Annotated in this window: 19 protein-coding genes; 13 read left to right on the top strand and 6 right to left on the bottom strand. The window is 49.4% G+C overall.

Features of this window, described 5'->3' with window-relative positions; genetic code table 11:
* Positions 1 to 7: 7 nt before the first annotated feature.
* Together EZV61_RS00885 and EZV61_RS00880 are read left to right on the top strand one after the other, a co-directional pair.
* Positions 8 to 1060, top strand: a complete 1053-nt coding sequence (locus EZV61_RS00885; protein ID WP_130566177.1) for a DUF2955 domain-containing protein — start codon at positions 8 to 10, stop codon at positions 1058 to 1060.
* Positions 1061 to 1169: 109 nt separating this feature from the next.
* Positions 1170 to 1865 carry a DNA-3-methyladenine glycosylase I gene (locus EZV61_RS00880; protein ID WP_114339873.1) on the top strand — a complete coding sequence of 232 codons (696 nt, stop codon included), beginning with the start codon at positions 1170 to 1172 and terminating at the stop codon, positions 1863 to 1865.
* A gap of 23 nt (positions 1866 to 1888) precedes the next feature.
* Here EZV61_RS00880 and EZV61_RS00875 read toward each other — a convergent pair whose 3' ends face one another.
* Positions 1889 to 2377 (bottom strand): putative 4-hydroxy-4-methyl-2-oxoglutarate aldolase, encoded by a 489-nt coding sequence (locus EZV61_RS00875; RefSeq protein ID WP_130566176.1) that lies wholly within the window; start codon positions 2375 to 2377, stop codon positions 1889 to 1891.
* Between the two features lie 193 nt (positions 2378 to 2570).
* Here EZV61_RS00875 and prmA point away from each other — a divergent pair, with 193 nt between their 5' ends.
* From prmA to purD, 5 genes are all read left to right on the top strand, one after another.
* Positions 2571 to 3452, top strand: a complete 882-nt coding sequence (gene prmA / locus EZV61_RS00870) for a 50S ribosomal protein L11 methyltransferase (protein WP_131414018.1) — start codon at positions 2571 to 2573, stop codon at positions 3450 to 3452.
* Positions 3453 to 3637: 185 nt separating this feature from the next.
* Positions 3638 to 4603 (top strand): tRNA dihydrouridine synthase DusB, encoded by a 966-nt coding sequence (dusB, locus tag EZV61_RS00865; protein ID WP_170308595.1) that lies wholly within the window; start codon positions 3638 to 3640, stop codon positions 4601 to 4603.
* A gap of 28 nt (positions 4604 to 4631) precedes the next feature.
* Positions 4632 to 4928 carry a DNA-binding transcriptional regulator Fis gene (gene fis, locus EZV61_RS00860; RefSeq protein ID WP_114339869.1) on the top strand — a complete coding sequence of 99 codons (297 nt, stop codon included), beginning with the start codon at positions 4632 to 4634 and terminating at the stop codon, positions 4926 to 4928.
* A 111-nt stretch (positions 4929 to 5039) separates the two neighbouring features.
* On the top strand, positions 5040 to 6632 hold the full coding sequence (gene purH / locus EZV61_RS00855) for a bifunctional phosphoribosylaminoimidazolecarboxamide formyltransferase/IMP cyclohydrolase (RefSeq protein WP_131414017.1): 1593 nt from the start codon (positions 5040 to 5042) through the stop codon (positions 6630 to 6632).
* 140 nt (positions 6633 to 6772) lie between these two features.
* On the top strand, positions 6773 to 8062 hold the full coding sequence (gene purD, locus EZV61_RS00850; RefSeq protein ID WP_114339867.1) for a phosphoribosylamine--glycine ligase: 1290 nt from the start codon (positions 6773 to 6775) through the stop codon (positions 8060 to 8062).
* Between the two features lie 85 nt (positions 8063 to 8147).
* Here the strand turns inward: purD and EZV61_RS00845 are convergent, their stop codons facing one another.
* Together EZV61_RS00845 and EZV61_RS00840 are read right to left on the bottom strand one after the other, a co-directional pair.
* Positions 8148 to 10847: an EAL domain-containing protein gene (locus EZV61_RS00845; protein ID WP_131414016.1), complete on the bottom strand. Its 2700-nt coding sequence runs from the start codon at positions 10845 to 10847 to the stop codon at positions 8148 to 8150.
* Between the two features lie 113 nt (positions 10848 to 10960).
* A complete protein-coding gene (locus EZV61_RS00840) occupies positions 10961 to 13123 on the bottom strand; it encodes a cation:dicarboxylate symporter family transporter (protein WP_114339865.1) in 2163 nt (720 codons plus the stop codon).
* Between the two features lie 322 nt (positions 13124 to 13445).
* Here EZV61_RS00840 and tpiA point away from each other — a divergent pair, with 322 nt between their 5' ends.
* From tpiA to EZV61_RS00820, 4 genes are all read left to right on the top strand, one after another.
* Positions 13446 to 14198 carry a triose-phosphate isomerase gene (gene tpiA / locus EZV61_RS00835; protein WP_131414015.1) on the top strand — a complete coding sequence of 251 codons (753 nt, stop codon included), beginning with the start codon at positions 13446 to 13448 and terminating at the stop codon, positions 14196 to 14198.
* Positions 14199 to 14220: 22 nt separating this feature from the next.
* Entirely contained in the window at positions 14221 to 15186 is a 966-nt protein-coding gene (pfkA, locus tag EZV61_RS00830; protein ID WP_131414014.1) for a 6-phosphofructokinase, read from the top strand.
* Positions 15187 to 15313: 127 nt separating this feature from the next.
* Positions 15314 to 15901: a uracil-DNA glycosylase family protein gene (locus tag EZV61_RS00825; protein WP_131414013.1), complete on the top strand. Its 588-nt coding sequence runs from the start codon at positions 15314 to 15316 to the stop codon at positions 15899 to 15901.
* A 16-nt stretch (positions 15902 to 15917) separates the two neighbouring features.
* Complete coding sequence (locus EZV61_RS00820; protein ID WP_131414012.1) at positions 15918 to 16403, top strand: nuclear transport factor 2 family protein; 486 nt, start codon at positions 15918 to 15920, stop codon at positions 16401 to 16403.
* A gap of 71 nt (positions 16404 to 16474) precedes the next feature.
* Here EZV61_RS00820 and hemE read toward each other — a convergent pair whose 3' ends face one another.
* Positions 16475 to 17542: a uroporphyrinogen decarboxylase gene (hemE, locus tag EZV61_RS00815; RefSeq protein ID WP_131414011.1), complete on the bottom strand. Its 1068-nt coding sequence runs from the start codon at positions 17540 to 17542 to the stop codon at positions 16475 to 16477.
* Between the two features lie 249 nt (positions 17543 to 17791).
* Positions 17792 to 18601: an NAD(+) diphosphatase gene (gene nudC, locus EZV61_RS00810; protein ID WP_165569491.1), complete on the bottom strand. Its 810-nt coding sequence runs from the start codon at positions 18599 to 18601 to the stop codon at positions 17792 to 17794.
* 155 nt (positions 18602 to 18756) lie between these two features.
* Between nudC and rsd the strand changes: the two genes are divergently transcribed.
* Positions 18757 to 19242 (top strand): sigma D regulator, encoded by a 486-nt coding sequence (rsd, locus tag EZV61_RS00805; RefSeq protein WP_114339858.1) that lies wholly within the window; start codon positions 18757 to 18759, stop codon positions 19240 to 19242.
* 138 nt (positions 19243 to 19380) lie between these two features.
* Here rsd and fkpA read toward each other — a convergent pair whose 3' ends face one another.
* Complete coding sequence (fkpA, locus tag EZV61_RS00800; RefSeq protein WP_114339857.1) at positions 19381 to 20163, bottom strand: FKBP-type peptidyl-prolyl cis-trans isomerase; 783 nt, start codon at positions 20161 to 20163, stop codon at positions 19381 to 19383.
* Positions 20164 to 20349: 186 nt separating this feature from the next.
* Between fkpA and EZV61_RS00795 the strand changes: the two genes are divergently transcribed.
* Entirely contained in the window at positions 20350 to 21333 is a 984-nt protein-coding gene (locus tag EZV61_RS00795) for a WD40 repeat domain-containing protein (RefSeq protein ID WP_131414009.1), read from the top strand.

Here is a 21333-nt window from a genome sequence, read left to right as displayed (position 1 = left end):
GATCTCAATGACCCCGACCATCACGGATCCACAACAGCGACGGATGCTCAGGTTTGCCATCGGCACTACTTTAGCGATGGTATTTGCCTGCATCTCAGGCCTGCCGGTCGGCTACCTGATCCCAGTACTCACGGTATCACTGTTAGGCAACACCCAACCCAATCCCGGGTTTAAAGGCGGCGGCAAGCTAATAATACTCATCGCTGGCAGTGCGTTGCTCGGGTTGCTGTTTTCCGCCGCGACCCTGCGCTATCCCATTGTCTGCATGCTGTTAGTGATCCTGTTTCTATTTCGCATTTTTAAAGGAGCAGCCAAAGGTACGCCAGCGATCGTCAGCGTTATGTTGTTACTTGCCTTCACCATGATACCGGTTGTTTCGTTAACCCATCAGGCGCTTTCTTTAACCGTTGCTGGGGGCCTAGCCACCGCCGGTTTGTTTGCAGTGCTCTTCCTATGGTTTAGCCATTGGCTAATCCCAGATCTGGATGTCACCACTGGCGTACCAGATAAGCAACAGGCAACGACCGTCAGTGACAGTGATGCGATCCACTCGGCGTGGATAAGCACAGTAGTGGTCACCCCTGCCGTGGTCAGCTTTTTCTATTTTGGCCTCACCGAAGACCTAATCACTCTGGTGTTTATCTGTTTATTGGCACTGACCCCGGATCTACAAAAAAGCAGTAAGGGCGCCACAGCCCTGCTTTTAGCCAATATCGCTGGAGGCTTAGTTGCATTGGTTCTGTTCCGCCTGCTTGTCGCGGTGCCTGAACTGAGTGCATTGCTGTTACTGATCCTACTCACCGCCCTACTATTTAGTCAGCGGATCTTTTCTGATCGACCGGTGGCACCGCTGTACGCTTCGGCCTTTTCCACCGTGCTGCTGCTGATTGGTTCAACCACCGGCAATTTTGGTGGTGACGCCGATGCCAAATTCTACGCCCGCATTATTGGTATTGGTTTGGCTGCCGCCTATGTGATCTTTGCTTTTATCGTGGTGGCAATCTACAGCCGTCGCAGTCGCGCCACGGTCATCGCTGGCGGAACAAGCGCCAGCAATTAAAACACCCACCGATGGGGGCGTTACATAAAGCACCCACCGGTGACTTAACATCGACGCGGCGATATGTCAGAGTCTATTCATCTCCTTTCGCAAGCAACCATCACTGACTATGGCTATTGAAGTTTTCGATCGTATCTATCAACGTGCCGCCGAGCGTAAAGGCGGTGAACGCGCCTTGGAGTTTCTCCTTAGCACGCCATTAAACGCTAATGAGCTGTGCCAGATCCCTGATCATCGCTATCTGTCGACGATGACCAAAGTGATCTTTCAAAGTGGTTTTGTTTGGCGGGTGATCGAGAACAAATGGCCAGCATTTGAAGAGGCTTTCTTTGGCTTTGAACCAGAAAAAATGGTGATGCTAGGTGATGCTCATATCGACCGCTTGCTGCAAGACGCCCGCATTGTGCGAAATGGCCAAAAAATAGCGACTGTGCCGAAAAATGCCCAGATGATCCTCGATGTCAGCAAACAACATGGCAGTTTTGCTCAATTCATTGCTGATTGGCCCGGAACAGATATCACCGGTTTATGGCTCTGGCTGAAAAAGCATGGTGCCCGACTTGGCGGCAACAGTAGCGCCTACCTATTGCGGCGCATGGGCAAAGACACCTTTGTATTGAGTAAAGATGTGGTCGCCCATCTGATTGGCGCAGGCGTGGTTGATAAGGCCCCCTCTAGTCAACGAGACTTAAAAGCCACGCAGACGGCATTTAATCATTGGGCTGAGCAATCTGGACGCTCTCTGACCGAAATAAGCCAGGTCATTGCCTACAGTGTTGGCGATAACCGAGTACAGGCTGAGTAACCTCACGGCCACCGCTAAGTCGATTAAGTAGGGAGTGGTAACTCACACTCACAGACAGCCACGCCGTTTAGGTCAGCATAAATATATTCACCCGGGTGAACCTCTACCCCGGCGATCTCGATTACGATTTCGACATCTCCTTGGCCACGTTTCGCGGTTTTAATCGGGCAAGTGGCCAATGCCTTTACACCAAAAGGCATCTGATTAATCGTACCGACATCGCGCATGGCGCCATTGATGATCACCCCGCCCCAGCCATTATCTATCGCTTTCTGCACCAGGTTATCGCCTAACAGCGAGCGGGCATTGGAGCCGCCGCCATCCACCAGCAACACGCGCCCGTTTCCTGGCAGAGCCAACTGCTCGGCAACACGGCTATTGTCTTCAAAACAACAAACTGTCTGTAGCGGCCCGAAAATAATCGGATGCAGGCCAAAACTACGCCAAGGCAAATTGAGTAAGCGCAACGCTTGCGGGTGTTCATCAAACAGATCAGGTAGCAGGTCTAACATCCTCTCTCCTATGCCATCACTCATCGCGAAATTTAGATTAGAGTTATTACTCAATCTGGTAGATATTCTAACAATTAGCAAGTCATCGAATATTTTTCACTCTAATCAGAGCCACCAGCAATAGCGTTGGTACTGTTATATAACGCCCCTGCCAGCTACAATCCGCCCATTCAAGATAATTCCAGGAGATGCCATGCCTTGGCTCCAGCTTCGCCTAAATGCCACCGCCGATACCGCAGAAAAAGTCGGTGACTTAATGTCTGCTTGCGGTGCCTTGTCTGTGACATTTTTGGATTCGAAAGACAATCCGGTGTTTGAACCTATGCCAGGAGAAACCCGCTTATGGGGAGAAACTGACGTGATGGGTTTATGGGATGCGGAAGCGGACATGGACATTGTGGTCAGCTATCTACAGATGCATGGCGGATTAACCAAAGGCCAACGCTATAAGCTAGAACCGCTGGAAGACAAGGACTGGGAGCGGGAGTGGATGGATAACTTTCATCCGATGCAGTTTGGTGAACGTCTGTGGATATGCCCAAGCTGGCGCGACGCGCCTGCGGCCGATGCAGTTAATGTGATCCTGGATCCTGGCCTGGCATTTGGTACTGGCACCCATCCAACCACTGCGCTTTGCCTGCAGTGGTTAGATAGTTTGGATTTAACCGATAAGACGGTGGTCGATTTCGGTTGTGGCTCAGGTATTCTTGCTGTGGCGGCGCTTAAACTAGGTGCAAAAAGCGCCATCGGCATCGATATTGACCCACAGGCGATCCTTGCCAGTCGTGACAACGCCGAACGCAATGGCGTCAGCGACAAGCTCAGCCTCTATCTGCCCGATGAGCAACCTGCGGACTTAAAAGCTGACGTAGTGGTCGCCAATATTCTTGCCGGCCCACTCCGGGAACTCGCACCTTTAATCTGCCAATTACCCCTACCGGGCGGTCACCTTGCGCTCTCTGGCGTACTAGAATCACAGGCGGAAGAGGTCGCATCGGCCTATCAATCACACATAAATCTCGATCCTATTTGTCAAAAAGAGGAGTGGGCGAGAATTAGTGGGATCGCGAAATAATTGCTTACAAACATGCTCTTTTACTTATGTATCAACAAGTTAACTAGAAAGCAAAAATATAAATAAATCGCTTGCTTTTGCGTCTGGTCAATAGCTGTTCGAAAGGTTAAAAACTGACCTTTCTTACGGCGAAAAAAAAAAGTAAACTACGCCGCTCTCAACAGATGGGTGGTGAAACTTTGAGCATTCAGATTGGCCCTTACCGTCTCGACAATCCGCTGATTGTCGCGCCGATGGCTGGGATAACCGATCGTCCTTACCGTCAACTTTGCCGCCGTATGGGGGCAGGTTTAGCAGTATCGGAGATGCTTTCAAGTAATCCCAAAGTCTGGGGTACAGAAAAATCGCAGAAACGCATGGACCATTCAGGTGAGTCCGGTATCCGCTCGGTGCAAATTGCCGGCGCAGATCCAGATCTGATGGCCGAAGCTGCGCAATTTAATGTCGCCAATGGCGCCCAAATTATTGATATCAATATGGGGTGTCCAGCCAAAAAGGTGAACAAAAAATTAGCCGGCTCAGCATTACTGCAGTATCCGGAACTGGTAGAAAAAATCATCAAAGCCGTGGTAAACGCGGTCGATGTACCAGTCACGCTAAAGACCCGCACCGGATGGGCACCTGAGTACAAAAACGGCGTCGAGATTGCCCGCCTGGCTGAACGTAATGGGATCCAGGCAATTGCTATACATGGTCGTACGCGAGCATGTATGTATAAGGGGAATGCGGAGTACGACACCATTGCTGCGATTAAGCAGTCAGTGTCTATTCCTGTTATTGCCAATGGCGATATCGATAGCCCGCAAAAAGCACAGCAGGTTTTAACCGACACCGGCGCGGATGCGCTGATGATTGGTCGAGCCGCTCAAGGACGACCGTGGCTGTTTAAGCAGATTGCTCACTATCTTCACTGTAATGAGCTACTGCCTGATCCGCCGGCACAGGAAATACGCGAAATCGTGTTAGCGCATATTGATGCGTTACACATATTTTATGGAGATGTGATGGGTCCACGGATCGCCCGCAAGCATGTGGGTTGGTATCTGGCGGAGCTTGATCAAACCAGAGAATTTCGAAGCAAATTTAACGCTTTGATATCAGCTAAGGATCAGCTGCAGGCGTTAGATGCATTCTTTGCATTAGAAAATTAATCACAATTTATTAAGCGAGCTAAGGCGTATGTTTGAGACTAATCTGAAAAATGAAGTAATGGGTACTGTTAATCAAATGCCAAACACTTCTTCCAATGCGCAACCTCTCCGCGAATCCGTTAAAAAAGCGATGCGCAACTATCTGACACAGTTAAACGGTCAGGACATCAATGACCTGTACGAGCTGTTCCTGTCGGAAGTAGAAGCGCCGTTGCTTGAAGAAGTGATGACCTACACCCGTGGTAATCAGACTCGTGCCTCAAACCTGTTGGGCGTCAACCGCGGTACGCTGCGTAAGAAGCTCAAAAAGTACGGTATGAACTAAAATAGTTTGCTACAGGGTCCAATCGGGCCCTGTTGTCTATCTGGAGCCCATGCTCCAACACGGGAAGCCTTTTCGCCTCCCCCTATCAAATGAGTTGAGGAATGTTACTCGATGGAAGCTGCTAGACCGATCCGCCGTGCGCTTATCAGCGTTTCAGACAAGACCGGTATCGTAGAATTCGCCCGTGCGCTGGCCGAAAAGGGTGTAGAAATCCTGTCTACTGGTGGTACTGCCCGCCTGCTTGCCGAACAAGGCATCGATGTCATTGAAGTCTCTGATTACACCGGGTTCCCTGAGATGATGGATGGCCGGGTAAAAACCCTACATCCAAAGGTCCACGGTGGCATCTTGGGTCGTCGTGATCAAGATGATGCAGTGATGAATAGCCATGGCATCAACCCAATCGATATGGTTGTCGTTAACCTGTATCCATTTGCAGCCACAGTCGCTAATCCTGACTGCAGCCTCGCCGACGCAGTCGAGAACATCGATATCGGTGGTCCAACTATGGTGCGCTCTGCAGCAAAGAACCATAAAGATGTCGCTATCGTAGTCAACGCATCAGATTACAACCGCGTACTTGGCGAAATGGATAGCAATGAGGGTTCATTGGCCCTGGCGACCCGTTTCGATCTTGCTATCGCCGCTTTCGAACATACTGCAGCCTACGATGGCATGATCGCTAACTATTTCGGCACCAAAGTTCCTAGCTATGGTGACACCGACGAGAACAGCGAAAATAGCCAGTTTCCACGTACTTTCAACAGTCAGTTCATCAAAAAGCAGGATATGCGCTACGGCGAGAACAGCCACCAAGCCGCTGCTTTTTATGTTGAAAAGGATCTCCAGGAAGCCTCTGTTGCATCAGCGAAGCAGATCCAAGGTAAAGCCCTCAGCTACAACAATATTGCCGATACCGACGCCGCGCTGGAATGCGTGAAAGAGTTCGAGCAACCAGCCTGTGTCATCGTCAAGCATGCGAATCCGTGTGGCGTGGCGTTAGCCGAGACGCAACTGGAAGCTTACGAACGCGCTTTCAAAACGGATCCAACATCAGCATTTGGCGGTATCATCGCTTTCAACCGTGAACTCGATGCCGACACCGCTGAAGCGATTGTCAGCCGTCAGTTTGTGGAAGTGATTATTGCGCCAACCGTCAGCCCTGCGGCGGCACAAATCGTCGCTGCGAAGAAGAATGTTCGCTTGCTCGAGTGTGGCCAGTGGGATAAAACGACCACCGAATATGACTTTAAACGAGTCAACGGCGGCTTACTGGTACAAGATCGCGATCAAGGCATGGTGACGCTGGACGATTTAACCGTGGTAACCAAGCGTAAGCCAACCGACAAAGAGCTGCAGAATCTGCTGTTCTGCTGGAAAGTGGCTAAATTTGTTAAATCAAATGCCATTGTTTACGCCAAAGACAGCATGACGATCGGTGTTGGCGCGGGTCAAATGAGCCGTGTATATAGTGCCAAAATCGCTGGCATTAAAGCGGAAGATGAAGGTCTCGAAGTCGCCGGTTCAGTGATGGCTTCAGATGCTTTCTTCCCATTCCGTGATGGCATTGATGCCGCAGCGAAAGCGGGCATTAGCTGTGTTATCCAGCCTGGCGGCTCTATCCGCGATGATGAGGTGATTGCAGCGGCGGACGAACATGGCATGACCATGGTGTTCACCAACATGCGTCATTTCCGTCACTAAAATAGTTGGCGTCCTAATGTTGGACGCTAAATTAAAGAGACGCGGGTTAGCACAAGCTAACCCTACAAAACCGCAGCAGCATTGCCGCGGTTTTTGCACATATAATCCGACCGATTAGCCCCATATTGAGGGAGATAAGAATGAACGTATTGGTAATTGGCAGCGGTGGCCGTGAACACGCCTTAGCATGGAAAGCGGCGCAATCTTCCGACGTCAGTAAAGTCTTCGTCGCGCCAGGCAACGCAGGCACAGCTTTAGAACCAAAGCTAGAGAATGTCGCCATTGGCGTCAGTGATCAGCCAGCATTAATCAAATTCGCTCAAGAGAATGATGTCGCACTCACTATCGTTGGCCCAGAAGTGCCTTTGGTTGAAGGTGTAGTCGACGCATTTCAAGCGGCAAACCTCAAAGCTTTCGGTCCAAGCCAAGGCGCAGCCCAGCTGGAAGGCTCTAAAGCCTTCACCAAGGACTTCCTTGCCCGTCACAGCATCCCAACAGCCGAATACGCAAACTTCACCGAGATCGAGCCAGCACTGACCTATCTGCGGGAAAAAGGCGCGCCTATCGTCGTTAAGGCTGATGGCTTAGCCGCTGGCAAAGGTGTGATTGTTGCAATGACACTGGCAGAAGCTGAAGATGCGGTACGCGACATGCTTGCCGGTAATGCCTTTGGCGATGCCGGCCACCGCGTGGTCATTGAAGAGTTCCTTGATGGTGAAGAAGCGTCGTTCATCGTCATGGTAGACGGTAAGAATGTGCTACCGATGGCGACAAGTCAGGATCACAAGCGCGTCGGCAATGGCGACACCGGCCCCAACACCGGTGGAATGGGCGCTTATTCACCAGCCCCAGTAGTCACCCCTGAGATCCACGACCGCGTGATGAACGAAGTGATCATGCCGACAGTGAACGGCATGGCAGCTGAAGGGAATACCTATGTCGGCTTCCTCTACGCCGGTTTAATGATCGCTGCCGACGGCACACCGAAAGTAATTGAATACAATTGCCGTTTCGGCGATCCAGAAACTCAACCCATCATGCTACGTATGCAATCTGATCTGGTGACACTCTGCCTAGCAGCGATTGCTGGAGAGTTGGATCAGCATGAAGCCAAATACGACAACCGTGCCGCTGTCGGCGTTGTATTAGCCGCAGGTGGTTATCCTGGTGACTATGCCAAAGGTATTGAGATCCACGGTTTAAACAGCAACGAAGTCGCCGGTGAGAAGATCTTCCATGCAGGTACGGCTGAAAAAGATGGCGCTGTTGTTACTGCTGGTGGTCGCGTCCTATGTGCCACGGCCCTCGGCAATACCGTAACCGAGGCGCAACAGCGTGCTTACGCGCTTGCTAAGCAGATCAGCTGGGATGGTATGTTTTACCGCACAGATATTGCCTACCGCGCAATTGAACGGGAACAACAGAGCTAAACACGCGCTGTTTGACGTATAAAAAAGGCCAGCTATTGCTGGCCTTTCTCATATCAGTCAGTTATTCCTGTCTATTCTAAAGCCGTTAAACTACCTGTTGGTCAATAAAGTTAAGGGCAAACTCACTTAACGGTTTTGGATGGCCAATATTAAATCCCTGAACAAAGTCGATCCCCAGATCACAGGCACTTTGATAGACAGCGTCATTTTCAACATATTCAGCCACCGTCTGCATTCCTAAGACGTTACAAACCTGATGTATCGATTGTACTAATGCCAGATCTTTCGGATCTTCATGCATGGTGCGTACAAAACCGCCATCTATCTTCACAAAGTCCACCGGCAGAGATTTCAGATAGCCATATGATGAGAAGCCGCTACCAAAATCATCCAAGGCAAAACGAAACCCCTGGTTACGCAAGCGCTTAAGTAACTCGATCATTTTCTGCTGGTTACGTATCGCTGCACGTTCCGTAATTTCAAAGCAGATACTGCTATTAGGGATACGGTAACGATGGCATAAACTGGCTAAATAGGGCTCAAACTTATCACTGCCTAGCGTTTCTGTAGACAAGTTGATACTGACCCGGCTATGACTCCAACACTCTGGATGACGGGCAAGCCATTGATAAACATGCTCCAACACCCAGTGGTCGAGCTTTTCACATAGATGGTAACGCTCAGCCGCGGGGAGAAAGCTATCCGGTAATAACAGCTCTCCATTAGCTTCTCGCATGCGTACCAATACTTCAATCCGCTTCATACCCTCTGTCGTCGGCGCCAGCGGCATGATCTCCTGATAGAAAAGTTCGAGCTTATCGGCGTCAATCGCATCATTGATCTTGATAGCCCAACGAGGGGCTTGCTGATGATCGGTCACCTCTTGATTATCAGCATCATAGAAACAGATATTATTACTTCCAGGTAACTTAGCCCCACGACAAGCAGCGTCAGCTTCCTGCAGCACCGCTTTTAATTGAGTCTGTTCTGGGCGCAAAAAGCTCACTCCGATACTGGCGCCAACGGAGTAAGCACTGGCCCCCCAGTACACACTCACCGACTCAATCTCCTCACTGATCTTAACCATCACTTTGCGCACTGCATCAATATCGATATCTCGCAATACCAAAGCAAACTCATCGCCACCCATTCTGGCCAACAGATCCGTCTCACGAATGCAGCGACGAATAGCATCAGAGATCTCACGCAGTAAACGATCACCGACACCATGGCCGCAGTTATCATTCACTAACTTGAAATTATCCAAGTCAATGTAACAAACGGCATGCTCGCCTGATGTTAACTCTGGACTTAACAGACTGATCATCTGTTCAAAGCGTCCACGGGTATATAAACCAGTGACAGGATCATGACTCGACTGATGTTGTAGCTTCTCTTTTAATAGCTCAGCACTACTGATATCTCGAAGCACCAGCACGGCGCCGGTGATCTCATCGGCTGCCCCCAGAAGAGGGGAAACCGTTTGCTCAATACTAACCGACCGACCAGCAATCTGTAGGCGACGCATACTACGCTGAGTGGTTGCGCTAGGCATATCAGCAAACATCGCAATCTGTGGTGCTAGTGACATGCCATCGACGCTTTGTAAGACCTTGTCGATTGGCAAGCCAACCCCTTGCTCCTGCGTCAGCTGCAGCAGCTTCTCGGCAACCGGGCTCAAATAAGTAATGCTGCCGCGGCTATCAGTACTGATCACAGCTTCACCAATAGATGCCAGCGTGGTTCTGGCACGCACTTTTTCCTTAAAGAGGGAATCCATCAAGCGATTAAACTTTTCGCCTAATATTTTAATTTCACGACTTTTACCAACGATAATTGGCTGACACTCTTCGGCATCCGCGTCTATCGCGTTCACTTGCCGCGTCAAAGACGCCACTGGCGCCGCCACGTATTGACGGATAAACAGGTAAAGTGCAGCCAAAAGTGCCAACAAGCTACAAATAGTGATCACTAAGTAGCGTTCGATCCCTTCCGCACCAAACAGAAACAGGGAGCGATCCATCGAAATAGATAGCTCAAATTGCGTATCATGATCGAGACCATAAAGGGTTCGAGTGACCCACAGCGAACTCTGTGTCCGATCTAGCTGGGTATCATTAAGGCTCTGAAGCTTTTGCGGCCCTTGATGTGGCTGCAAGTTAACGCTGTAGCCCATGGCCTGCGAAATCCGAAACAGTAGCTGGGCATCCACCCGCTCTGCAAACACTAAATAGCCCGTCGTTGTACCATTAATATTGGCGTCATCTAACGGTCGAATCGCTCGGATCGTTAACATCATCGGCGCATGATCGAACTGTACCATTCCAGTGATCGTCTTGCGTTCCAGTTCCGATGCCTGTTGTTGGATCCTATGTTGGATTTTCTGCTTTATATTGGCAGGCACAGTGGCATTAACAAGGTCACTATCTGTGTCGATGAAACGCTCAAATAAAACAGAGACATCAGCATCAAAAAACATCACCAGATGCGAGCGGTTAAACACCAACAGGTCATCAGGGAAGTAACCGGTTTCAAACGCCTTAGAAGGGGTGACAACATACTTCACCAGATCCGGCTCTTGCGACCATTCAAAGCCCCATGTTTCTAAGCGCTGCAGGTAAAACTCAAATTGATTGTATGTTTGTCTGAGATGATTTTCCGCGACCATATGCTCAATACGCTGCAAGGTATCGAGTAGCAGCCCGCGAGAAGCTATCCAGAGGAAAAGCAGGGCTGGCAAACAGATCATGGCCAATAATGTGAAGAGTCGCCGCGTCAAAGACATGAGTAAAGAAACACCAATGAGTGACTGTGTCTAAATTCAGGCGACAGTGTACCCTATATTTTTACAATCGGTTAACAAAGCGTCATTATTTTTTCTTTCGCGCCATTATTTTGTCACTCAACCCAATGCAGTAGATCCCTGATCACTGACCAACGGGGCTTTTTATCTACTGCTCCGCCACCCAAAATCCAAAAGTCATATTGCGATTGGATATCGCCATTAGCCCGTTTCACAGTTATCCAACTATTAAGCATATTCAACAAATCCGTGTTGCGTTTAGCGACCACATAACCAGTGGCAAACTGATTACCCTGTTGAGTGGGTAAAACCACGCCATAACGAGGATGCAAAATACTCCAGGCGTAGCCAGATTCTGCACTGATCAAAAGCGCATCATAGGCTTCTGGTTCCTGAAAGAACTCATCATAAGAGGTTAACGCCACGGTATCGATCTGCGGCAAGCGTTTTTGGAGCAGATCCAACTCACGAATATGCTCCACCGTCGCCAAGGTAAACCCTTCATGCTCACGGAGCTTGGCCATTGAATCGAACTCCCGCAGGCGGTAGTCCATCGCCATGAGCGACAAGTTCAGTTCTAAAACCGGCTTGGTAAAACTCATGTGCTGAATATCATAGACATCAAGCTTGATACCCGACATCGCGACATCGAAATAGCCTTTGTTTAGTGGTATTCGCAAGTTATCTCGGACAAAAGGAATAAACTCAACTTTGACTCCCAGATCTCGCGCCAACTGGTGAGCCAAAGAGATATCAAAACCAACTAACTGACCATCACGATTAAAAAATGAAAACGGCACATTAGTCGGACTGTAACCCACCCGCAGCACACCGCGCTTCTTAATCACCTCTATATTCGTCAAGGCATATTCGCCGCCGGTATATGACTTGGGGATCTGCGCATACACATGCTCCGGCACCTTATCCGGCACCCGCATGGTAGACAGTTGCTCACCGATCTTATTGTCATCACCAAGAAAAATGCCGTTAACAAACCGGCTGCCATACAGAATAATAAAACTCACGCCAATACCGAATAGGGCGAACCGCACTATTCTTCCCAAGCTGATTTTCACCTGATCCTGGATCACGGCCACTGACAACAGCACAAATATTAACAACTGCATCGCAGCAACCAGTGAGTTGAACTTACCCGTCAGAACATTGGAAATAATAAACAGCTCAAACATATCTGCTGGCAAGCGAAAGCTATCCAGCATGAAAGGGATGGCGACGTTGACACTACCAAACAAACTAAAAACACCACTGACGCTAAACAGCGGCATATCGGTTATTTCAATGCTCTTGCCATTAAACCAACCAGCAAACAATACAAACATCAGTACGGTCAGCTTGCCTACGTTTGGAAAACTGTAAGCGATGGGCATCAACACTTCGAGCATGTAATCCGTGTCTTCTTTGCGCATACGATTCTTACGAAACAGGCGCTTTGCTCCCTCAACCAATACAGGCAGCAAGACGAATACATTACCCGTAGTAAACGCTGTCACTAGGGCATCTCGGCTAACAGCCAACACCTCCCCAGTTTTAAAGGGGCTGATCGCCGCTAACATGCGCGGAAACACCCAGAATGTCAGTACCAGTGACAACACCAGGTAACTCACCAGATAGACCTGCAACGAGCCGAACTGTTCCAGAGTTAGTGTGCCCGCTGCGCTGGCTGTTAGCGCAAAAACACTCACCGGCAACGTTTTAACTAATGCCCCATTAAGCTTCGACAACGCTTCAGCTAAGGTACCTAAGGATTCGAGCAACGATGTTTTGTGCTTCAAACTAATCAGTGTCACCCCCAGCGAAATCGAGAATAGAACCACTGCGGGGATAGCACCGTTGGCCATCGACTGAAACGGGTTTGAAGGGATATAGATGGAGAGGAAATCCACTTCAGCTTGCGGAGTCACCAAAGAGCGACTGAAAAACGATGCCGATTCCAACGCAGGAAAAGCAAACTGGGTCAGCAATATAACGATCATACCGACCAACCATATGGCTAGCATCACTAAAGAAGCCCGCGAGAACATCTGCTTGGCATGTTCTTTGGTTAAACGACCGATACCGCCGATCAGTGAGACGACGATATATGGCAAGATCGTCATCTGCATCAACATGATCACAGCATTACCGATCCAGCTCATCCAACCGACCATCTCACCAAAGAAGATGCCCGTGAGGAAACCAAAGAACAGTGCCCATAAGATCACGGTTGAAAGAGAGAAACGAAAGTGAGAAAAACTCATTCAGATAGATTCACGGGTTAATTCATTACCATTGCACAGGGTATTGTGCTTTTCGCGCTTTGCAAGCCTCAACACAAACAGGCATGATATGGCACAGATTAAAGGCAGCGGAGAGAAGGCTGCTGATAACTGAATGGCGATCATCATTTCGCCATCTATAATTGGTTCAATTATGAATCAGATGCCGATAATGGCATCACCAGAAACAGTTCTGGAGGTAGGGTTGACTTGCGTCAACCCTACTTTCGTTGCACCAAGCCATACTTATTCGCTAGTAATTTTACTACAATTTCCGCACAAAAGTCGGACAGGAGAAAAACTGATGAGACGCCCCCTGGTACTAGGTAATTGGAAAATGAACGGCACCAAAGCCAGTAACGCAGAGCTGATCGAAGGCCTTAAAGCCGCTGCCGTTGGTGTTGATTCAGTCACCATCGGCGTTTGCCCCCCTGCAGTTTTTATTGCTCAAATCCAGGAGCTTGCGGGTGACAGCAACATCTGTATCGGTGCCCAGGACGTGAGCGTTCACGCCGGCGGTGCGTACACAGGTGAATGCTCAGCAGATATGCTGAAAGAGTTCGGTGTCAGCTACGTTTTAGTTGGCCATAGCGAGCGTCGCACCTATCAAAACGAATCTGACGAACTGATCGCCAAGAAATTCAAAGCGACTCAAGATGCTGGTTTAGTTCCTGTGCTTTGCATCGGTGAAACTCTGGAAGAGCGCGAAGCTGGCAAGCTGGAAGCGGTTATCACCACTCAGGTGAATGCAGTAATCGATGCCTACGGCATCGAAGCTTATAAAAACGCAGTGATTGCCTACGAGCCAGTTTGGGCTATCGGCACCGGTGTAACAGCATCATCAGAACAGGCACAAGAAGCACACGCTCTGATCCGTAAGTTGCTAGCCGCGAAAGACGCAGAAGTCGCCGCAGGCATGCAGATCCTTTACGGTGGAAGCATGAAGCCTGGTAACGCTGCAGAACTGATGGCGATGGAAGACATCGACGGCGGTCTGGTTGGTGGAGCCTCTCTGGTAGCTGCTGATTTCGCTGGCATTTTCAACGCAGCTAAGTAAACCTGTTTAAAGGTATTCAAGCATGATTAAACGTATTGGTGTATTGACCAGTGGTGGCGACGCCCCCGGCATGAATGCTGCGGTACGTGCTGTTGTCCGCAGCGGCCTGCAGGCTGGTCTGGAAGTTTATGGTGTCAACAATGGTTTTGCTGGCCTTCACTCCGGTGATATCCACAAATTGGACCGCTACTCTGTATCTGACACGATCAACAAAGGCGGAACATTTCTAGGTTCTGCACGCTTTCCTGACTTCAAAAAAGTAGAAGTTCGTGAGCAAGCGATCGAACAGATGAGAGAGCGCGGCATCGAGGCCTTAATCGTGGTCGGCGGTGACGGCTCCTACATGGGCGCTAAGAAGCTGACTGAGATGGGTTACCCCTGTATCGGTGTTCCTGGCACTATCGACAACGATATTGCCGGTACCAACTTCACCATCGGCTTCGATACCGCGCTAAACGTGGTAATGGAAGCGATTGACCGTTTGCGCGATACCTGCAGCTCTCACAATCGTATCTCAATCGTTGAAGTGATGGGTCGCCATTGTGGTGATTTGGCACTGTGGGCCTCAATTGCCGGCGGCGCTGAATTCCTCGTGATCCCAGAAGCTGACGCTTGGGACGAAGCCAAGCTTTTACAGCAGATCCAAGATGGCATCGCCAAAGGTAAAAAACACGCTATTGTAGTTATTACCGAGCATGTAACCGATGTAAATGCACTCGCCAAGAACATTGAAGGAGAAACAGGTCTGGAAACTCGAGCGACGGTTCTGGGTCATATCCAGCGCGGTGGTTCACCTACCTGTCGTGACCGTGTTCTGGCCAGCCGCATGGGTGACTATGCAGTACAGCTTCTGGTCGAAGGCCAAGGCGGTCGCTGCGTTGGGATCCTGGCTAACAAGCTGGTACATCACGATATTATCGAAGCTTTGGAAGAGATGGTTCGTCCATTCGACAAAGAGCTATACGATCTATCGCAACGTCTGTTCTAAACAGCACTTTGTCGATTGAATATCGACAAAACACAAAGCCGATATTACGTCCCATGTAATGTCGGCTTTTTTATTCCCTAAGCAATAAATTAAACTGCCTACTTCGCTCCCCTATCAAAGACCCTCTATGACTGACCGCCTCTGTCAGCTATTAGACGAAATCAACGGTTGTCGCCTATGCGAAGCATCTTTACCTCTTGGGCCGCACCCTGTTGTCAGGGCGTCTAGCAGCGCAAAGGTTCTGATAATAGGGCAAGCTCCCGGCACCAAAGTGCATGCATCAGGTATTCCTTGGGATGACGCCTCAGGTAAACGATTGAGAGACTGGCTAGGATTGCCGCCCGAGCTGTTTTACGACGAGCGGCAAATTGCGATTATGCCAATGGGGTTTTGCTACCCGGGCAAGGGCAAACAGGGCGATCTTCCCCCTCGACCAGAGTGTGCGCCAAAGTGGCATCAGGCACTGCTGGCACAAATGCCAAACATCCAATTAACGTTACTGATTGGACAATATGCACAGCGCTATTACCTTAAAACGCCATTTAGAACACTCACAGAGAATGTTAAACACTGGCAGAACTACCGTAGTGAAGGCCAGTTTCCTCTGCCGCATCCCTCGCCAAGAAACCAACTTTGGCTGAAAAAAAACACGTGGTTCGAAGAGTTACTTCTGCCACCTTTAAAATCGAAGATTCAGGCTCTTATAGAGAGATAGTCCGGTGATAAAATCCATGAAAACGTTACTCATCTTAGTCTTGGTTATACCATTTGTTAGCTTGACCAATGCAGAAGCTACACAGCCAGCAACAACGCCTATCGATCAACTGCTGAATACGTTTCACCAGTCTGCCGCGACAGCCAACGGCGAAGTCTATTTTTCACTATTTCATCGCAATGGGGTATTTATCGGTACCGATGCTGGCGAGCGTTGGACAGTCAATCAGTTCCAGGAATACGCACAGCCGTATTTCAGCCAAGGTAAGGGGTGGACTTATACACCGTCAATCCGGCATATCGATATCAGCGAAGATGGTCAGTTCGCCTGGTTCGACGAACTGCTCTGGAATGAAAAATACGGGCAATGCAGAGGCTCAGGCGCCTTGATTAAGACGCCAACGGGCTGGAAAATATTGCAATACCACCTGACATTTCCCATACCCAATACGCTGGCTAAAGAGCTAACCGAGAAGATAAAAGCGCATATCACCAAAGAATAGACACAACCACCTGTTATCGTTTGTAAAGGCGCCCATCAGGGCGCCTCTGACTCTAAAGCGGCCACGATCCGTTACTTTTGGTGATATGGCTTGCTCAATTCATGCACCGCAGATACAAAGGCGCCAGCATTTTCCGGTGGTACATCCAGATGGATGCCATGACCAAGGTTAAACACGTGGCCAGAACCTTCGCCAAACTCATCGAGAATAGCGGCGACTTCTTGTCTAATCTGCGCAGGCTCGGCATAGAGCATGGAAGGATCCATATTGCCTTGCAGCGCTACTTTATCGCCAACTCGACGTCTGGCATCTGCCATATTGGTGGTCCAATCCAGTCCCAAGGCATCACAGCCGGTAGCCGCAATCTTCTCCAACCACTGGCCGCCACCTTTGGTAAACAAGGTGACAGGCACGCGACGACCATCTGCCTCACGAGTCAACCCATCAACGATTTTCGCCATGTAACGCAATGAAAACTCTTCATAAGCGCGATGCCCCAACGCCCCGCCCCATGAATCAAAAATCATCACCGACTGTGCACCTGCAGCGATCTGCGCATTCAGGTACAAAATCACCGAATCAGCAAGTTTATCCAGTAAAAGATGAAGCGCCTTCGGCTCTGCAAAAGCCATCTTCTTAATCACTGAGAAGGTTTTGGATGACCCACCTTCGACCATATAAGTTGCCAATGTCCATGGGCTACCGGAAAAGCCGATCAACGGTACTTCGCCTTTCAGTTCACGGCGAATAGTGCGGACTGCATCCATCACGTAGCGGAGTGAATCCTCTGGATCAGGCACCGCTAACTTGGCTACGGCGTCATAAGAGCGCACCGGATGCATAAATTTAGGTCCTTCTCCCTGCTCGAAATAAAGCCCTAGGCCCATGGCGTCGGGCACAGTGAGGATATCCGAAAACAAGATAGCTGCATCCAACGGAAAACGGCGTAGCGGCTGCAACGTCACTTCACAAGCCAGCTCCGCATTCTTACACAGACTCATGAAGTCACCTGCTTGTGCCCGCACTTCACGGTACTCAGGAAGGTAACGGCCTGCTTGGCGCATCATCCATACAGGGGTGACATCAACAGGCTGTTTCAGCAGCGCCCGTAAATAACGATCATTTTTCAATTCAGTCATATCTATTCCGTTCTAAGCAGCTTGCCTGCATCATAACACTGCGCGTTGACGCACGCATTTTAACAACAGATCCGACCAATTTATGCGCGGTATCACAGTATCAATTTATGCCGATTGCAGCTTACGCTATGTGCTTGATATAAAGAGCGTGTGCTAGCGAAAATAACAAAGAAGCTCGTCTAAACGAGACTCTGTACCTTAGCCGCTTAACAGCCTCACACTCCGGTGAGGCTTTTTTATGCCCGCTGTTTAATCATTCTGTTCAATATCTTCGATCAGCTGCTCAATCAACTGCCGCGCCACGGTGTAATCATCAGGTAGCGGTGGCCACACTTCGCGTTCCGTAATCGCATACCAGCCTGCATCAGAGATCTCTTTCTGCTCGAGTACTAGGTCTCCGGCAAGATAGTCAGCAGTGAATGCCATCATTAGTGCATGGGGAAATGGCCAGGGCTGGCTAGCACGATAAGTCAATCCAGTCACCGCAATACCGACCTCTTCTGCTAACTCTCTATGCACCGCTTGTTCCACCGTCTCCCCAGGTTCAATAAAGCCGGCAACAACGCTATACACGCCACTCTTATGACGTTTATTCTGAGCCAAAAGTATCTGCCTATCTCGGCGCACCGCAACAATAATGCAAGGGGAAAGCCGCGGATAACAGCGATGCTTACAATGGTCACAATGCATCGCCAGTTCCCACTGCACCTGTCGCATCCGCGCACCACAACGGCCACAAAATCGATGGTTGTTAAGGAAGGTTTCCCACTGACATGCCTTACCTGCCATCGCAAACTGTTCAGCAGGTAGCCGTTCTGCTAAAGAACGTAAATCGACCATCTCTGCCTGTGCAAAAGCAGTGTCCTGCTCTAGCACCACCATGTGACACGATCTCCCTTGTAACTCGCCTAGCACCATTGACTCAAGCTTATCGTCGCTAATCGCGCTAGGTAAGGCGCTAGGTAAATCACCATTGGAGGTCAATAGGATCTTTTGGCCAAAAACAATAAACCACACACTCTGCTTAGGATTTGAGGGGTCTGTTTGATAGTGAGACAAAGTCGCTTGCTCCTTAGGCAAAGATGATGTGATATAGACAACCCGATGAAATTCGGGGAAAGTATATATAACGGCTGTATCGAATACTCGATACCTCTATCTTCCATCGGTAACGTAACGATGGCAACTCCAACGAAGAAGCAAGGAGAAGGGTAATGCTAACGCGATTGGAGCAAGCGCAAAAAGCATGGGGCGGCAGCCACGATGCCATAGACAACTGGCTAAATGAACGTCAAGACGTGTTGGTAAGCTACTGTAAATTAGCAGGGTTACCACCATACACAGCAGACAAGCAGACCCTGCCAGAAGTAGATAACATTAAACAGTTCTGTCAGCTGTTGGTGGATTACATTTCAGCTGGGCATTTCGAAGTGTACGACCGCATTGTTTCCCAATGTGAAATCAATGGTGGTAAGCACAAATTATTAGCAGAAGAACAGCAGGCTCGGCTGACAGAAACAACTCAAGCAGCACTGGAGTTTAATGACCTTTATGCTGAGTCCACGGAAAGTGACGACCTGGATGGCTTCGACCAGAATATGGCAGCCCTTGGCAATGCGCTGGAAGTGAGATTTGAGCTCGAAGATCAGCTGATAGCGACACTTTTTGAAAGCGCATCAAATAAAGCAGAAACTGCTTAGCCTCATTTAGACAATATTGCTGCTGGTATGCCTCCGGCGGCAATCTTTTATGTCTGTCTGACCGAATAAAAAACCCGCTTTCATTAAAAAAGGCGCCGACATAAGGGCGCCTTTTTTAGTTGAACAGATCACATTGAATTAATGCGCGTGACCTTCATGTTCATCAGCTGCGCCAGCTTCTGCGGCGGCAGCGGCAACTTCAACATCCAATAGTTCAACTTCGAAAATCAATGTCGAATTTGGTGGAATAGTGCCGGCACCCATCTCGCCGTAAGCCAGTTCAGAAGGGATCACGAACTTATACTTTGAACCCACGTTCATCAGCTGAACACCTTCGGTCCAACCAGGGATAACCCGGTTCAAAGGAAATACTGCTGGCTGTCCACGATCCAGGGAGCTATCAAACTTAGTGCCGTCGATCAGCGTGCCAGTATAGTGAACTGTCACAGTGTCTTCAGCTTTAGGTTGAGCACCTTCGCCTTGAACCATCACTTCATACAGTAGACCCGATTCAGTGGCGGTAACGCCTTCAGTCTTAGCAAACTCAACAAGGTAGGCCGCGCCCTTTTCCTTATTTTCAACTTTCAGCACTTCAGCTTGAGTTTCACGAGCTTGGTTCAACTGGCCGTCCAAACCTTGCAATAACGTCTGGATCTCTTGATCGCTCAATTGACCGCTGTTACCTAAACCTTCAACAAAGCCCTTTTGAACCATGTCACGGTCCAATTGAATACCTAAAGCTTCATGCTCGCTCAAGTTACGGGCAATAAAGCTGCCCACAGATGAACCCAGCGCATAGGCTTGCTTCTGAGCTTCTGTTTCCAACTTGGCTGGTGCAGCCTCAGTAGCGGCATCTTGTTGGCATGCAACCAGTGCGCTTACGCCCAAGGCTATCAGTGACACTTTAAACAGTGTTTTCATTTTTTCTGTGTTCTCCGTTCCTATCATGATTCGACCATGCGCCACCAACGAAAGCTTAGCTGGCTAAAGCGTGGACATTTTGTTTTACTTTCATATACAAAACGGCGCTACTCGACTTTCCAGTCGAACGCATGAGCGCCCTATACTACCGTTTACATCATCAAGCACAAGTGATAGCGAGCGCCAATGTCTAGGTTTAACTTGATCATCACATTTATCGCTCTGACCAGCCTGATCAGCGGCTGCCAGAGAAGTGAATCACCCGTCGAACAGTTCGAACACGCCGTTGGAGGCGCCTATACTGCCGCACTCTCTGAAGATGGTCGCTATGCGATAGTCTCATCGAATCAGCATGCCATTTCACTTTGGGATATCCAGCGCAATGCCCTTAAGTATGTCTGGCGCCATGAAGGCGAAGACAACTTGGTGTTAGCAGCAGATATCGCTGATGACAACAGCTTTGCCGTCACCGCAGATGTTAATCGTTTCGCGATCTGGAATATCAGTACAGGCGAATCGGTCGGCTTTTGGCAGATCCGCGACTCCAGCATCAGAGACGTTGCCATCTCCAAAGGTGGACGCTATGTACTCATAGGCAAAAGCAGTGGTGTTGTTGTTCACGTCGATATAGACACAGGGCGGCGCATAGAGTTCCTTGGCCACCAAACCAAAATTAACAGTGTCGATCTTTCCCCAAATGGGCGCTATGCCCTGTCTGGCAGTAATGATTACGTCGCTTACCTCTGGGACACGCAGACAGGTCAAGCGGTGTATCGCTTTGTGCATGATTCCAGAGTCAGTATGGTTGCCTTAGACCATCAAGGCAGATATGCCTTTACCGCCGACAGTAAACGCGGCTCCAGGATCTGGGATCTGAAAACAGGTAAAGAGATAAGCCAGCTTAAATTTGCTCAACGGCAGAATATCTTTAGCGCCGTCAGGTTTTCTGACGATGGAAAATACCTTGCCACCGGCTCCCCCTCTCGTGTACTTGCGCTTTGGGACGTAAGCAGTGGTAAACGGCTACAAAAATGGTACGTCACGCCAAGAAAAGATACCCGTCCGCAAAGCGCGGTGGTGTATGCTGTCGCCTTCCAGGATGCAAACACCCTGATCACCGAAAGCTCCAGCGGGTTCGCCGAATTTTGGCCGATTGATATCCCGCAATAA

The sequence above is a fragment of the Corallincola luteus genome (genome assembly GCF_004336975.1).
Classification (GTDB): domain Bacteria; phylum Pseudomonadota; class Gammaproteobacteria; order Enterobacterales; family Neiellaceae; genus Corallincola; species Corallincola holothuriorum.
Note: the sequence above shows the minus strand (reverse complement) of the source record. Positions and strands in the feature narration are given on the sequence as shown.

Excerpts from the sequence above, each read along its gene's own strand:
- EZV61_RS00880 (WP_114339873.1), top strand. The coding sequence starts at position 1,170 with ATGGCTATTGAAGTTTTCGATCGTATCTATCAACGTGCCGCCGAGCGT.
- rsd (WP_114339858.1), top strand. The coding sequence starts at position 18,757 with ATGCTAACGCGATTGGAGCAAGCGCAAAAAGCATGGGGCGGCAGCCAC.
- pfkA (WP_131414014.1), top strand. The coding sequence starts at position 14,221 with ATGATTAAACGTATTGGTGTATTGACCAGTGGTGGCGACGCCCCCGGC.
- EZV61_RS00825 (WP_131414013.1), top strand. The coding sequence starts at position 15,314 with ATGACTGACCGCCTCTGTCAGCTATTAGACGAAATCAACGGTTGTCGC.
- EZV61_RS00845 (WP_131414016.1), bottom strand. The coding sequence starts at position 10,847 with ATGTCTTTGACGCGGCGACTCTTCACATTATTGGCCATGATCTGTTTG.
- tpiA (WP_131414015.1), top strand. The coding sequence starts at position 13,446 with ATGAGACGCCCCCTGGTACTAGGTAATTGGAAAATGAACGGCACCAAA.
- EZV61_RS00795 (WP_131414009.1), top strand. The coding sequence starts at position 20,350 with ATGTCTAGGTTTAACTTGATCATCACATTTATCGCTCTGACCAGCCTG.
- EZV61_RS00885 (WP_130566177.1), top strand. The coding sequence starts at position 8 with ATGACCCCGACCATCACGGATCCACAACAGCGACGGATGCTCAGGTTT.
- purH (WP_131414017.1), top strand. The coding sequence starts at position 5,040 with ATGGAAGCTGCTAGACCGATCCGCCGTGCGCTTATCAGCGTTTCAGAC.
- prmA (WP_131414018.1), top strand. The coding sequence starts at position 2,571 with ATGCCTTGGCTCCAGCTTCGCCTAAATGCCACCGCCGATACCGCAGAA.
- fis (WP_114339869.1), top strand. The coding sequence starts at position 4,632 with ATGTTTGAGACTAATCTGAAAAATGAAGTAATGGGTACTGTTAATCAA.
- hemE (WP_131414011.1), bottom strand. The coding sequence starts at position 17,542 with ATGACTGAATTGAAAAATGATCGTTATTTACGGGCGCTGCTGAAACAG.
- EZV61_RS00875 (WP_130566176.1), bottom strand. The coding sequence starts at position 2,377 with ATGTTAGACCTGCTACCTGATCTGTTTGATGAACACCCGCAAGCGTTG.
- purD (WP_114339867.1), top strand. The coding sequence starts at position 6,773 with ATGAACGTATTGGTAATTGGCAGCGGTGGCCGTGAACACGCCTTAGCA.
- EZV61_RS00840 (WP_114339865.1), bottom strand. The coding sequence starts at position 13,123 with ATGAGTTTTTCTCACTTTCGTTTCTCTCTTTCAACCGTGATCTTATGG.
- fkpA (WP_114339857.1), bottom strand. The coding sequence starts at position 20,163 with ATGAAAACACTGTTTAAAGTGTCACTGATAGCCTTGGGCGTAAGCGCA.
- EZV61_RS00820 (WP_131414012.1), top strand. The coding sequence starts at position 15,918 with ATGAAAACGTTACTCATCTTAGTCTTGGTTATACCATTTGTTAGCTTG.